Annotated in this window: 11 protein-coding genes; 8 read left to right on the forward strand and 3 right to left on the reverse strand. The window is 54.1% G+C overall.

Translation table 11 applies throughout. The features are described from left to right. The 6 genes from leuC to aroD all read left to right on the forward strand — a co-directional run bounded on the left by leuC (position 1) and on the right by aroD (position 7,306). Positions 1-1,401 carry a 3-isopropylmalate dehydratase large subunit gene (gene leuC / locus ABLV78_RS21115; protein WP_045389997.1) on the forward strand — a complete coding sequence of 467 codons (1,401 nt, stop codon included), beginning with the start codon at positions 1-3 and terminating at the stop codon, positions 1,399-1,401. A gap of 10 nt (positions 1,402-1,411) precedes the next feature. Next, complete coding sequence (leuD, locus tag ABLV78_RS21120; protein ID WP_045389996.1) at positions 1,412-2,017, forward strand: 3-isopropylmalate dehydratase small subunit; 606 nt, start codon at positions 1,412-1,414, stop codon at positions 2,015-2,017. Between the two features lie 369 nt (positions 2,018-2,386). Then, positions 2,387-4,420 (forward strand): oxidoreductase, encoded by a 2,034-nt coding sequence (locus ABLV78_RS21125; RefSeq protein ID WP_047042697.1) that lies wholly within the window; start codon positions 2,387-2,389, stop codon positions 4,418-4,420. 11 nt (positions 4,421-4,431) lie between these two features. Further along, entirely contained in the window at positions 4,432-5,295 is an 864-nt protein-coding gene (locus ABLV78_RS21130) for a shikimate dehydrogenase (protein WP_047042700.1), read from the forward strand. A 10-nt stretch (positions 5,296-5,305) separates the two neighbouring features. Then, positions 5,306-6,520, forward strand: a complete 1,215-nt coding sequence (locus ABLV78_RS21135) for an MFS transporter (RefSeq protein ID WP_047042703.1) — start codon at positions 5,306-5,308, stop codon at positions 6,518-6,520. Positions 6,521-6,550: 30 nt separating this feature from the next. Further along, positions 6,551-7,306 carry a type I 3-dehydroquinate dehydratase gene (gene aroD, locus ABLV78_RS21140; protein ID WP_047042706.1) on the forward strand — a complete coding sequence of 252 codons (756 nt, stop codon included), beginning with the start codon at positions 6,551-6,553 and terminating at the stop codon, positions 7,304-7,306. 37 nt (positions 7,307-7,343) lie between these two features. Here aroD and ABLV78_RS21145 read toward each other — a convergent pair whose 3' ends face one another. Beyond that, positions 7,344-8,240, reverse strand: a complete 897-nt coding sequence (locus tag ABLV78_RS21145; RefSeq protein ID WP_045389984.1) for a LysR family transcriptional regulator — start codon at positions 8,238-8,240, stop codon at positions 7,344-7,346. Between the two features lie 230 nt (positions 8,241-8,470). On the opposite strand from ABLV78_RS21145, the gene ABLV78_RS21150 reads away from it, so the two are divergent. Continuing rightward, on the forward strand, positions 8,471-9,781 hold the full coding sequence (locus ABLV78_RS21150; protein ID WP_047042710.1) for an MFS transporter: 1,311 nt from the start codon (positions 8,471-8,473) through the stop codon (positions 9,779-9,781). 45 nt (positions 9,782-9,826) lie between these two features. On the opposite strand, the gene ABLV78_RS21155 is transcribed toward ABLV78_RS21150, so the two are convergent. Further along, a complete protein-coding gene (locus ABLV78_RS21155) occupies positions 9,827-11,011 on the reverse strand; it encodes a sugar efflux transporter (RefSeq protein WP_047042711.1) in 1,185 nt (394 codons plus the stop codon). Positions 11,012-11,174: 163 nt separating this feature from the next. Continuing rightward, entirely contained in the window at positions 11,175-11,327 is a 153-nt protein-coding gene (gene sgrT, locus ABLV78_RS21160; RefSeq protein WP_015704385.1) for a glucose uptake inhibitor SgrT, read from the reverse strand. Positions 11,328-11,414: 87 nt separating this feature from the next. On the opposite strand from sgrT, the gene sgrR reads away from it, so the two are divergent. Further along, a complete protein-coding gene (gene sgrR / locus ABLV78_RS21165; protein WP_047042714.1) occupies positions 11,415-13,070 on the forward strand; it encodes an HTH-type transcriptional regulator SgrR in 1,656 nt (551 codons plus the stop codon). Positions 13,071-13,263 lie beyond the last annotated feature (193 nt).

The following is a 13,263-nucleotide window of genomic DNA, read 5'->3' on the forward strand; positions in this document are numbered from 1 at the left end:
ATGGCGAAGACGTTATACGAAAAATTGTTTGATGCGCATGTGGTATACGAAGCGCAGAACGAAACCCCGCTGCTGTATATTGACCGCCATCTGGTGCACGAAGTCACCTCTCCGCAGGCGTTTGACGGCCTGCGCGCGCACGGTCGTCCGGTGCGCCAGCCGGGCAAAACGTTCGCCACCATGGATCACAACGTCTCAACGCAGACCAAAGATATCAACGCCTCCGGCGAAATGGCCCGTATTCAGATGCAGGAGCTGATTAAGAACTGCAAAGAGTTTGGCGTTGAGCTGTATGACTTAAATCACCCGTTCCAGGGCATCGTACACGTCATGGGCCCGGAACAGGGCGTCACCCTGCCGGGGATGACCATCGTGTGCGGCGATTCCCATACCGCGACCCACGGCGCATTCGGCGCGCTGGCGTTCGGTATCGGCACCTCCGAAGTGGAACACGTATTGGCGACCCAGACCCTGAAACAGGGTCGCGCGAAGACCATGAAAATCGAAGTTCGTGGCAAAGCGGCGCCGGGCATTACCGCCAAAGACATTGTGCTGGCGATCATCGGCAAAACCGGTAGCGCCGGCGGTACCGGTCACGTGGTCGAATTCTGCGGCGAAGCCATTCGCGACCTGAGCATGGAAGGCCGTATGACTCTGTGCAATATGGCAATCGAAATGGGCGCCAAAGCGGGTCTGGTCGCGCCGGACGAGACGACCTTCAATTACGTGCAGGGTCGCCTGCACGCGCCGAAGGGCCAGGATTTCGCCGACGCGGTGGAATACTGGAAAACGCTGAAAACCGACGATGAGGCCACCTTCGATACCGTAGTCACGCTGCAGGCGGAAGAGATTGCGCCGCAGGTTACCTGGGGCACCAATCCAGGCCAGGTCATCTCGGTCACCGATATTATCCCGGATCCGGCATCGTTCAGCGATCCGGTCGAACGCGCCAGCGCCGAGAAAGCGCTGGCCTATATGGGGCTGAAATCCGGCGTACCGTTGACCGAGGTCGCGATCGATAAAGTCTTTATCGGTTCCTGCACTAACTCGCGAATCGAAGATTTACGCGCGGCGGCGGAAATCGCCAAAGGGCGTAAAGTGGCGCCGGGCGTACAGGCGCTGGTGGTTCCCGGTTCCGGCCCGGTGAAAGCGCAGGCAGAAGCCGAAGGTCTGGATAAGATTTTCATCGACGCCGGTTTTGAATGGCGCTTACCGGGCTGCTCCATGTGCCTGGCGATGAACAACGACCGCCTGAATCCCGGCGAACGTTGCGCCTCTACCAGCAACCGTAACTTTGAAGGCCGTCAAGGCCGCGGTGGACGCACCCATTTAGTCAGCCCGGCGATGGCCGCGGCGGCAGCGGTGACCGGCCATTTCGCCGATATCCGTAACTTGAAATAAGGAGACCATCATGGCAGAGAAATTTACCCAACATACTGGCCTGGTGGTTCCGCTGGATGCCGCAAACGTCGATACCGATGCGATCATTCCTAAGCAGTTCCTGCAGAAAGTGACGCGTACCGGCTTTGGCGCGCATCTGTTTAACGACTGGCGTTTCCTCGACGACCAGGGGCAGCAACCGAACCCGGAGTTCGTGCTGAACTTCCCGCAATATAAAGGGGCGTCTATCCTGCTGGCGCGTGAAAACTTCGGCTGCGGCTCCTCGCGCGAGCACGCGCCGTGGGCGTTGACCGATTACGGTTTCAAAGTGGTGATTGCGCCAAGCTTTGCCGATATCTTTTACGGCAACAGCTTTAATAACCAACTGCTGCCGGTGACGCTCAGCGATGAGCAGGTGGACGAGCTGTTCAAGCTGGTACAGGCGAGCCCGGGCATTAGCTTTGAAGTAGATCTTGAAGCGCAGGTGGTTAAAGCCGGGGATAAAACCTACAGCTTTAAAATCGACGACTTCCGCCGCCACTGCATGCTCAACGGTCTGGATAGCATCGGCCTGACGCTGCAGCATGAAGAGGCGATTTCCGCCTACGAGCGTCAACAGCCCGCCTTTATGAACTAACCTTTAAGCCCGGCGAGCAAGCCGGGCTTTCTCTTTGTGCTCCTCTCTGGCGCACATGACTACGTATAATTTATAGATAAATTTATTCTTCCCGTCCTTTATCATGCATTTATACCGGCGTAAGCGGGCTATTTTTGTTTATATCCACAATGACAAGTAAATAATCAGCAGAAGTATTTAAAACAAACCGCCTAATATGTGAATTAACAGTTAACTCCATAGAAAACCCCTATAGCTCAGCACAAAAAAAAGCATTATTTTTCCCCTCCCCGGCTCGTTATCTTTCCTGACAGAGAAATATTAACTTTAGATACGTCACGTCGCCTGCCTCACATCGTGGGCCGCCTGCCGTTCTTGTGGAGAGCCTAAATGAGCCACTATCCTCATCTATTCAGCCCGCTAACCATCAACGGGATGACCATAAAAAATCGCATTATCATGCCGCCGATGGGTACCAATATGGCCACTCTGAATGGCGAAGTCTCGCAGGAGCAGCTTGAATACTACGAACTGCGGGCGAAAGGCGGCACCGGGCTCATTACCGTGGAAAATATCTGCATTGATTTTCCCTTCGCCTCCAATGGCACGACGCAGTTACGTATCGATAACGATCAATATATTCCGCGCCTGTTTAAATTAACCGAAACCCTCCATAAACACGGCGCCTGCGTAGCGATTCAGCTGAATCACGCGGGCGCTTCGGCTTATGCTTATCGCCTGAATGGGCAGACGCCGCTTTCGGCATCCAGCACGCCGTCGAAAAAGCACGGTAATATTCCGCGGCCAATGACTCACGAGGAAATTTATCACGCGGTAGACAAATTTGGCGACGCCGCTGAGCGCGTACGCCGCGCCGGTTTTGACTGCGTAGAAATTCATGGCGGCCATTCCTATTTAATTAGCCAGTTTTTGTCGCCGCTATTTAATAAACGTACCGACGAATTCGGCGGCAGTATCGAAAACCGCACCCGCATATTAAGCCTGATTATCGATAAGGTTCGCGCCTGCGTCGGACCACGTTTCCCGATAAGCCTGCGCATCAGCGCCGACGATTTCTTAAAGGGCGGCAACACGCTGGAAGATTCGCTGCGCATCCTCGAGCTGTGCCAGGATAAGGTCGACATTATTAACGTCTCTGCCGCGCAGAACGATAACCTGAATTTACAAATCGACCAGATGTCGCTGGAAGATGGCTGGAAGCGCTACCTCTCTCGCGCGGTACGCGATAAATTCCATAAGCCGACGGTCATCGCCGGCAACATTCGTTCGCCAAAAATCGCCGAAGATATCCTCGCCAGCGGCGATGCCGATCTGATCGCCATTGGTCGTGGTTTGATTGCCGAGCCTGAATGGGTACACAAAGTACAAAGCGGCAATGAGCGTCTGATGCGTAAATGCATCTCCTGCAATATCGGCTGCGCGGATCACCGCATCGCCCGTTCTCGTCCGCTGCGCTGCTCGATCAACCCGGACATCATCCACGGCGACGCTTACAAGCAGCAGCGTGTTTCGCGCGAAACCAACGTCGTGGTAATCGGCGCCGGCACTGCAGGAATGGAAGCCGCCTGCACCGCCGCGGAAGTCGGCTGTAACACCTGGCTGCTGGAAGAGAAAAGCCACGTCGGCGGACTGGCCAGCACCATTGCGCTGCTGCCGGAGAAAAAGCGCATCGCCGATTTCCCGCAGTTTATGAAAAACCGCCTTTCCGGGCTCAGTAATCTGATGCTGCAGGTCGGTAAACGCGCCGATGTCGCTTCAGTCGCCGCGCTGCATCCACAGCTCATCGTCAACGCCACCGGCTCGGTTCCTCTGCTGCCGCCTATCGAAGGCCTGCGCGAGAACATTGACGCCGAAGGTGGCCGCCTGTTTTCAATAACCGGCATGATTGAACACCTTGACGCCTTTGCCGATGCCGCAGGTAAACGCATCGTCGTGGTTGGCGGCGGCGCCGTCGGCCTGGACGTCATTGAATACTTCTCAGCGCGCGGCGCCGAGACGGTGCTGATTGAAATGCAGGACGCGCCGGGACAGGACCTCGACATTATTACCAAAAACGCGATGTTGACCATGCTGGAAGAACACCAGGTGGAGCAACACATGCAGACCCGATTAACCGCCGTCGCTCCAGACCATTTCACCGTTAATACCGTCAACGGCACGTTCGACATTCCCTTCGACTATGGCTTTGTATGCCTGGGAATGCGCGCCAACCGCGCAGGTCTCGACGATATCGCCCAGTGGGCCGCCGCCAACAACGTAAAAACCATGAATATCGGCGACAGCCTGTCGGCCCGGAGAATTATCGACGGCGTGCGCGAAGGCCGCAACGTGCTGGAGATACTCGAAGACATGGGCGTACTCGGCAATCGCGAAGCGCAACAGATTCCATTTTTAACATATTGAGGATATTTATCATGGCAGAACGTCTTACCGGTCATACCGAACTGATTGGCCTAATCGCTACCCCGATTCGTCACAGCATGTCGCCGACCATGCACAACGAAGCCTTTGCCCATCTTGGCCTCGATTACGCCTACCTGGCATTCGAGGTCGATAACCAGGAGCTAAAAGATGTCGTGCAGGGTTTCCGCGCGCTAAAACTGCGTGGTTACAACGTCTCGATGCCGAATAAAACCGAAATTTGCCAGTATCTCGACAAGCTTTCGCCGGCGGCGCAGCTGGTCGGCGCGGTCAATACCGTCGTCAACGATAATGGCGTGTTAACCGGCCACATTACCGACGGCACCGGCTATATGCGCGCGCTGTCAGAAGCCGGTATCGATATCATTGGCAAGAAGATGACCATCCTCGGCGCAGGCGGCGCGGCTACCGCCATCAGCGTACAGGCCGCGCTCGACGGCGTGAAGGCCATCTCGATCTTCAACCGTAAAGACAAGTTCTTCGCCAATGCCGAGCAGACCGTCGCCAAGATCCGCGACAACACCGACTGCGAGATCCATCTCTTCGATCTCGACGATCATGACAAGCTGCACGCCGAAATCGACAGCAGCGTGATCCTCACCAACGCCACCGGCGTCGGTATGAAACCATTCGAAGGCCAGATGCTGCTGCCAAACGACAGCTTCCTGCGCCCGGACCTGATTGTCTCCGACGTCGTCTATAACCCGCGTAAAACCCATCTGCTGGAAGTGGCGGAGAAAAAAGGCTGCCGGACCCTCAACGGCCTGGGAATGATGCTGTGGCAAGGCGCGCGCGCGTTCGAAATTTGGACGGGCAAAGAGATGCCGGTTGACTACGTCAAGAGCATTCTGTTCTAAGAGGCAAGAGATGAAAAACAAATACATCCCTACTGCGGCAGGGCTGTATCTCAACTACCTGATCCACGGCATGGGGGTGCTTTTAATCACCCTCAACATGGCCCATCTTCAGGAACAGTGGGGAACAGACGCCGCTGGCGTATCGATCGTTATCTCCTCATTAGGTATCGGTAAGCTGGCGACGATCGTGACCGGCTTTTTGTCGGATCGCTTTGGTCGTAAGCCCTTTATCTATCTTGGGATCCTCAGCTACCTGATCTTTTTCGTCGGCATTCTGCTGACCAAAAATATCTATCTGGCCTACGTGTTTGGCATCATGGCCGGTCTGGCGAACAGCTTCCTCGACTCCGGAACCTATCCGGCGCTGATGGAGTCGTTCCCGCACTCCGCCAGCCGCGCTAACGTACTCATCAAAGCCTTCGTTTCCGCAGGGCAGTTCCTGCTGCCGTTCATTATCAGCCTGCTGATATGGGCGAATCTGTGGTTCGGTTGGTCGTTTGTGATCGCGGCGGCTCTGTTTGTACTGAGCGCAATTTATCTGCTCAAGATGCCGTTCCCCGACAGCCAGGCGGCCAAAAAGGAAGAGACTCCAACGGCGCAGACAGAAGCTTCCGCTAAGCCGCAAGCCAACAAACTGGATATGGTTGTCTTTACCCTGTACGGCTATATCGGCATGGCAACCTTTTACCTGGTCAGTCAATGGCTGGCGCAATATGGTCAGTTCGTGGTCGGCATGCCTTATGCCTCGGCGATCAAGCTGCTGAGCATCTACACCGTCGGTTCGCTGGTCTGCGTCTTCGTGACCGCCGCCTTTGTCAAAGAGGTGTTCAGCTCAGCGGTGGCCATGATCATCTATACCTGTCTGTCGATGGTCTCGCTGCTGTTAGTGTGCCTGTTCCCGACACCGGTGATGGTGACCGGCTTCGCCTTCGTCATCGGCTTTGCCGCTGCCGGCGGGGTACTGCAGTTGGGAGCGACCATCATGGCGATGAGCTTTCCGAATGGCAAGGGCAAGGCGACGGGGATCTTCTACACCGCTGGCAGCATCGCGAGCTTCACGATCCCGCTTATCACCGCCAGGCTTTCGCAGATTAGCATTGCCAGCATTATGTGGTTTGATTTCCTGATCGCCGTCATTGGCTTTGTGATCGCCCTGTACATCGGCTATCGTCAACTTCAGGCGCGCGCGGCGCAAAGAATGTCCCGCACCACCGTCACCGCCTGAGGTTCAACGACAACAATAATGGATACCTACATGACAACTGCAGTAACCGTAAAGAACATCACCTTCAAGGAAGGCGAAACCTTAGTTTGCGTACCGCTGATCGGAAAAACGCTGGATGAGCTGCTGACTAATGCTCAGGGCCTGGTTGACGCCGGCGCTGATATTATCGAATGGCGCGTTGACCATTTTACCCACGTCCGGGAAATCCCCCAGGTGCTGGCCGCGCTGGCGGAAATCCGCCATACGCTGAAAGCTCTGCCGCTGCTGTTCACCTTCCGCAGTAAGAAAGAAGGCGGCGAAACGGAAATCAGTGACGAAGCGTACTTTGAACTTAACCGCCAGGCGGCGCTAAGCGGATTCGCCGATGTTATCGACATCGAGCTGTTTAACGATGAAGCGCAAATTCGCGCGCTGGTGAACGACGCCCATCAGGCCGGCGTAAAAGTGATCATGAGCAACCATGATTTCCATAAAACGCCGGCACAGGAAGATATTATCTATCGCCTGCGTCGAATGCAGGATCTGGGTGCCGATCTGCCGAAGATCGCGGTGATGCCGCAGTCGCCTCAGGACGTACTCACTCTGCTTTCCGCCACGCTGACCATGAAAGAGAAATATGCGACGCGCCCGCTGATCACCATGTCGATGGGCAAATCCGGCGGCGTGAGCCGGGTAACCGGTCGCTTGTTCGGTTCAGCGATGACCTTTGGCACCGTCGGCCAGGCCTCCGCGCCGGGCCAGATTGCCATTGCAAAGCTGCGAGAGCTGATGGACATACTGTCCTGATAACCATGCCGCCCGGAGCCAGTCTCCGGGCGCTTACTCAGTTGATTCTCTGGCTATCATTAATAATGACGTTTTTAAATGATTGAATCGCTGAGGAAAGTACCCTTTCCTTCATCGTTGCCAGGTAGATATAACGAGGGGGAATCTCATTTTTTATTTTCAGAATGTGCACGTTATAATTTGCCAGCGCGGAGATCCTCGGCATAATCGCAATGCCATAATCGATGCTAACTAACCCCGCCATCGCGGTATCTTCATCGACGTAGCAGGCGATATCCGGCACCAGTTTTTGCTGCATGAAGACATTATCAATAAAAGGCCGCAGACCGCTGTTTTCTGAGAAGTAGATATAGGGATAGTGAATCGTCTCAACCAAATCGACCTCATTTTCATACAATCGGGCAAGCGGGTGATCTTTCGCCGTCACCACCACCAGCTCCTGCTGAATGATGGGAATAAAATCGATGTCTGGTTCATCGGCAATATATGAGCAAATCGCCAGATCGGTTTTTCCTGCCTTTAATGCTTGTAATAACGAAAGTGAAGTGCCTTGCGTGAAGGAAAAAGTCACCTTGTGACTGGATGGTGAATTAGTGTATTTATTAATTAACTGCGGAACAACAAATTCACCCATCGTATAAATAAAGGCGATACGAATATTCTCTTTCTTTTCACTATCATTGTTTTGCAGCGTCAGGCGCCCATTCTCTAAAGAAGCGAGCGCATCTTCCACATAGGGTAAAAAACGTTTACCGCTTTGCGTAATTTTGACGTTGCGGCCTTTTCTGGCGAACAGCGCCACACCCAACTCCTTCTCCAGCTCAGATATGGCGTGGCTTAACGAGGGTTGAGTGATGAACAGGCTGGATGCTGCCTCGGTGTAATGTTCCGTCTCGCTCAATCGCTTAAAATAATAAAGTTGCTTCAGGTTCATTATTTTTGTCCGTATAATATAAGAATAAAATCACTGCGCTTAATATACCATGCGGCAGGTGGATAATACGCTACAACGAGCCAATATCAGATTCCCATCAAATATTATTTGATATTTTCTTTTGTGCGTAACAAGGCATTGCCATTCATAGACACAGTCTATGAATCATTAGAATATTTCTGCATGCATTAATACATGCAAAAATATTTTAAACTTTAAAGGAAATCTATATGTGTATACCTGACTCTCAGGGTAGCCTGGCGTCATCGCCCGGCGCGCTAAAAAGAAGCAGAACGCGTATTTTTATTTTATCGCTCTTATCGCTGGGTACGATGATTAATTATCTCGATCGTACCATTCTTGGAATCGTTGCTCCAAAATTAACCACTGAAATCCATATCGACCCGGCGATGATGGGCATTGTTTTTTCCGCTTTTGCCTGGACTTATGCGCTGGCGCAAATTCCTGGCGGCATGTTTTTAGACCGTTTCGGTAATAAATTGACCTACGCCCTGTCCATCTTCTTTTGGTCGCTGTTTACCCTGCTGCAAAGCTTCTCGCTGGGGCTGAAATCATTGCTCCTTCTGCGTCTGGGGCTAGGCGTCAGCGAGGCACCCTGCTTTCCGGCCAATAGCCGCATCGTCAGCAAATGGTTCCCCCAGCATGAACGGGCCAGAGCCACCGCTACCTATACAGTAGGCGAATACATTGGGTTAGCCGCCTTCTCGCCATTGTTATTTTTAATCCTGGAACATCATGGCTGGCGCACCTTATTTTTTCTAACCGGCGGGCTAGGAATTTTATTCACCTTCGTATGGTGGCGTTTTTATCATGAGCCGCATGAATCGAAAACGGCAAATAAAGCAGAACTGGATTATATTGGCGCCGACCAGGTTGCCAATAAGAGTGAAAACATTCCATTTAACTGGCGTGATGCCAAACGATTACTCTGCTGTCGGCAAATTATCGGCGCCAGTCTGGGGCAGTTTGCTGGTAACACTACGCTGGTCTTTTTCCTTACCTGGTTCCCGACTTATCTGGCCAACGAACGCCACTTGCCGTGGCTTCACGTGGGCTTTTTCGCCACCTGGCCATTCCTGGCCGCCGCGGTTGGCATCATCTTCGGCGGCTGGCTTTCCGATAGGCTACTTAAGCGTACGGGTTCGGCCAATATAAGCCGAAAACTTCCAATAATTTCTGGATTATTGCTTTCCAGTTGCATTATCGCCGCCAATTGGGTGAGCGCGAATTCGACGGTAATTATTATTATGTCGATCGCTTTCTTTGGTCAGGGAATGGTTGGTCTGGGCTGGACGTTAATATCTGATATTGCCCCGGATAATATGGCTGGGTTGACCGGCGGTATATTTAATTTCTGCGCCAACCTGGCATCAATTATCGCGCCACTCATCATTGGCGTGATTATATCAGCCACCGGTAACTTCTTTTACGCCCTCATTTACGTTGGAGTGACCGCCCTGATCGGGGTGATTGCCTACATCTTTATCATCGGCGACATCAAGCGAATCGTACTGAAGTAACGCTCTCTCCGCGCCGGGCCAGCATGGCCGGCGCGGGAGATTGACTTAAATATCTTTCACCCGGCTGGTCAAAAACAGCGTCAGCAGCGAAATCGCCGCGATTGTCCAGTAGACGCTGGCGTGACCATAGCTTTGCGACAGCGCCCCCTGAATCACCCCGGCCAGAATAACCCCGGTGGAGATACTGTTGGTAAACAGCGTGGTCGCCGCCCCGGCGCGCCCCGGCATCAGGTCCTGGAACCACAACATGCCGATCCCCGCGATGATACCAATAAAGATGGCGTTGAATAGCTGCAGCGCCAGCAGCGCCGTGCGGCCATGGAACATAATCAGCCCCACATAGAACAACACGCCGGCGGCGACTGCCGCCACCATCATTTTGCGTTTACCCCAACGCTTAACGTAGTAGCCGGCCAGGATCATCGCCGGAATTTCAAGACCGGCGGCCGTGCCCATCAGTATCCCCGCCAGGCTATCCGGCAGGCCAAGATCGCTACTGATCCACAACGGCATATCGATGATATACATGGTGTTGCAGGTCCACATCAGCGTTGAGGCGATAAATAGCATGCGGACGTTTTTATCGCGCCAGCCGCCTTCCAGTTCCGGCAGGCTGCTGCCTTCCCGCAGTTGCGTCACTCGCGCCACCGAAGGCAGCTTAAAGGCAATCAGCGCCAGGCTGATGACAAAAATCCCGGCGGCGATGGAAAACATGGTCGTAAAGCCATAATTTAACGCCAGCATAAAAGCCAGCGGCGGGCCAATGACCCACGCCAGCGACAGCTGGGCGCGCATCACCGAGCTGAACATCACCACTTCGCGAGCAGAGCTATCAGCGTATTCGCGGGCAAGAGCAAACAGTTGCGGCATTGCCGCATTGGCGACCGACGCCAGCATCACGCCACAGGTGATAAGCGTCAGATAATGGCGGTTGAAAGCGAACAGCAGCGCGTTACCCACCGCCATCAGGCAGCAGAACATAATTAACCGCCGACGATCGCCGCGGCTATCGGATCGTTTGGCCAGCGCCAGGCTCACCAGGATACCGGCAATCGCATTCACCGTATAAAACAGGCCGACCCAGAACGGCTGCGCGCCGACTTCACGACTAAGAAATAGACTGAGCGTCGGCGCCTGCAGCGCCCCGGCCACGCCCATCATAAAAGCCACCAGCATAAAGGCGGCGTAGACGCCGTTTAACCGTCGCCCCATCGTCATCAACCACAGCATGAAATATCCTTAACACACGCGAAGTAAACGAAAAAAGCCAGCAGAAGCAATCTGCTGGCGGGTGATTCTATACTCTGTGGATTTCGAGTTGCAGCCAATGCGCTTGCAGCCTGAAAGACGGCGAGTATAACACCAATACTCAGTCACACATGATGTCGGCAAGTCAACGATCGGAGGTCGGCGACGTAACTCCCCACTGCATCAATTCCTCCAGCATTTTCTGCTGCCTTCCTGCTAACTGGCGGGCCAGCCAGGACGCGCCCTGCGTCGCAGAAAAGTACCGTTGATAGAACTGCTTAGTGGTTGACCTCGTCATATTCATCTCCTTACTTCATCGAGGTTCATTATTGGCTTAATATAGGAACTCATAAATTGCTGAGTTTTCGTCAGGAGTTCCTCTTTTATGCCTTCCAGCCGTCTGCAACAACAGTTCATCCGCCTGTGGCAATGCTGCGATGGCAGGTCGCAGCAGACCACCCTCAACGAACTGGCGGAAATGCTCAGCTGTTCGCGCCGCCATATGCGCACCTTGCTCAATCTGATGGAAGCGCGCGGCTGGCTGGCGTGGGAATCTGAAGCCGGGCGTGGCAAGCGCTCCAGGTTGACCTTCCTTTATACCGGTCTGGCGCTACAGCAGCAGCGCGCCGAAGATCTGCTGGAGCAGGATCGCATCGATCAGCTGGTACAACTGGTAGGTGATAAAACGGCGGTCAGGCAAATGTTGATCTCCCATCTGGGACGCAGCTTCCGCCAGGGGCGCCACATCCTGCGCGTGCTCTACTATCGGCCGATGAAAAATCTGCTGCCCGGCAGCGCGTTGCGCCGTTCGGAGACCCATATCGCGCGGCAAATTTTTAGCGCTTTGACGCGGGTAAATGAGGAAAATGGGGAACTGGAGGCCGATATCGCCCACCACTGGCAGCAAATTTCGCCTAACCACTGGCGCTTTTTCCTGCGTCCCGGCATTCATTTTCATCATGGCAGAGAACTGGAGATGGCCGACGTTATCTCTTCGCTACAGCGCAGCAGCGAACTGCCGCTATTTTCCCATATTGAGCGCATCGTCTCGCCGACCGCCTGGACGCTGGATATTCACCTCAGCCAGCCGGACCGCTGGCTGCCCTGGCTGTTAGGGCAGGTCCCGGCAATGGTGCTGCCGCAGGAATGGCGCACGATGGATAATTTTTCCAGTATGCCCATCGGTACCGGCCCTTACGCGGTCGCGCGCAATAATCAAAATCAGTTGAAAATCCATGCCTTCGAAGAATATTTCGGCTACCGGGCGCTGATCGATGAGGTTAACGTCTGGGTGCTGCCGGAAATTAGCGAAGAACCCAACGGCGGTTTAACCCTGCAGGGGAATACCGAAAGCGAAAAAGCCGTAGAGAGCCGCCTGGAAGAGGGGTGCTATTACCTGCTCTTTGATAGCCGCAGCCCGCTGGGCGGCAATGATGACGTGCGCCGCTGGTTAAGTTATCTGTTCCAGCCCGCCAACCTGCTGTATCACGCCGGCGAACACTATCAAGGCAACTGGTTTCCGGCCTACGGTCTGCTGCCGCGCTGGCACCACGCCCGCAGCCATGCCTGTGAAAAACCAGCCGGCCTCGAGTCAGTCACCCTCACCTACTACCGCGATCATGTGGAACATCGGGTCATTGGCGGGATCATGCGGGCGCTGCTGGCGGAACACCAGGTAAAGCTGAACATTCAGGAGCTGGAGTACGATGACTGGCATCGCGGCGAAACGGTGAGCGATATCTGGCTCAACAGCGTCAATTTCACGTTGCCGATCGATTTTTCCCTGTTCGCCTATTTATATGAAGTGCCGCTGATGCATCACTGCATTCCCATCGACTGGGAGGCAGACGCCAACCGCTGGCGCGCAGGGGAGTTCAACCCGGCGACCTGGAGCCAGCAACTGCTGGAGAAGCAGCATATTGTCCCGCTGATCCACCACTGGCTGATGATTCAGGGCCAGCGCAGTATGCGCGGCGTGCGCATGAACACCCTCGGCTGGTTTGACTTTAAATCGGCCTGGTTCGCCCCGCCGGAGCCCTGAATGCTTTGCGTCAACTAACAAAATCATTACACTATCGCCGTTCTCAACGGGGTGCTAATAAACATACGCAATATCATTCAAGTTGCATCAAGGCAGCAAGCGGGTGAATCCCCTGGAGCATAGATAACTATGTGACTGGGGTGAACGCGCGAAGCTAACGCAGATGCGGCTTGAAGGATGAAGCGTATGGGCT

The sequence above is a fragment of the Klebsiella sp. CN_Kp075 genome, assembly GCF_040065055.2.
In the GTDB taxonomy this organism is placed as follows: Bacteria; Pseudomonadota; Gammaproteobacteria; order Enterobacterales; family Enterobacteriaceae; genus Klebsiella; species Klebsiella aerogenes.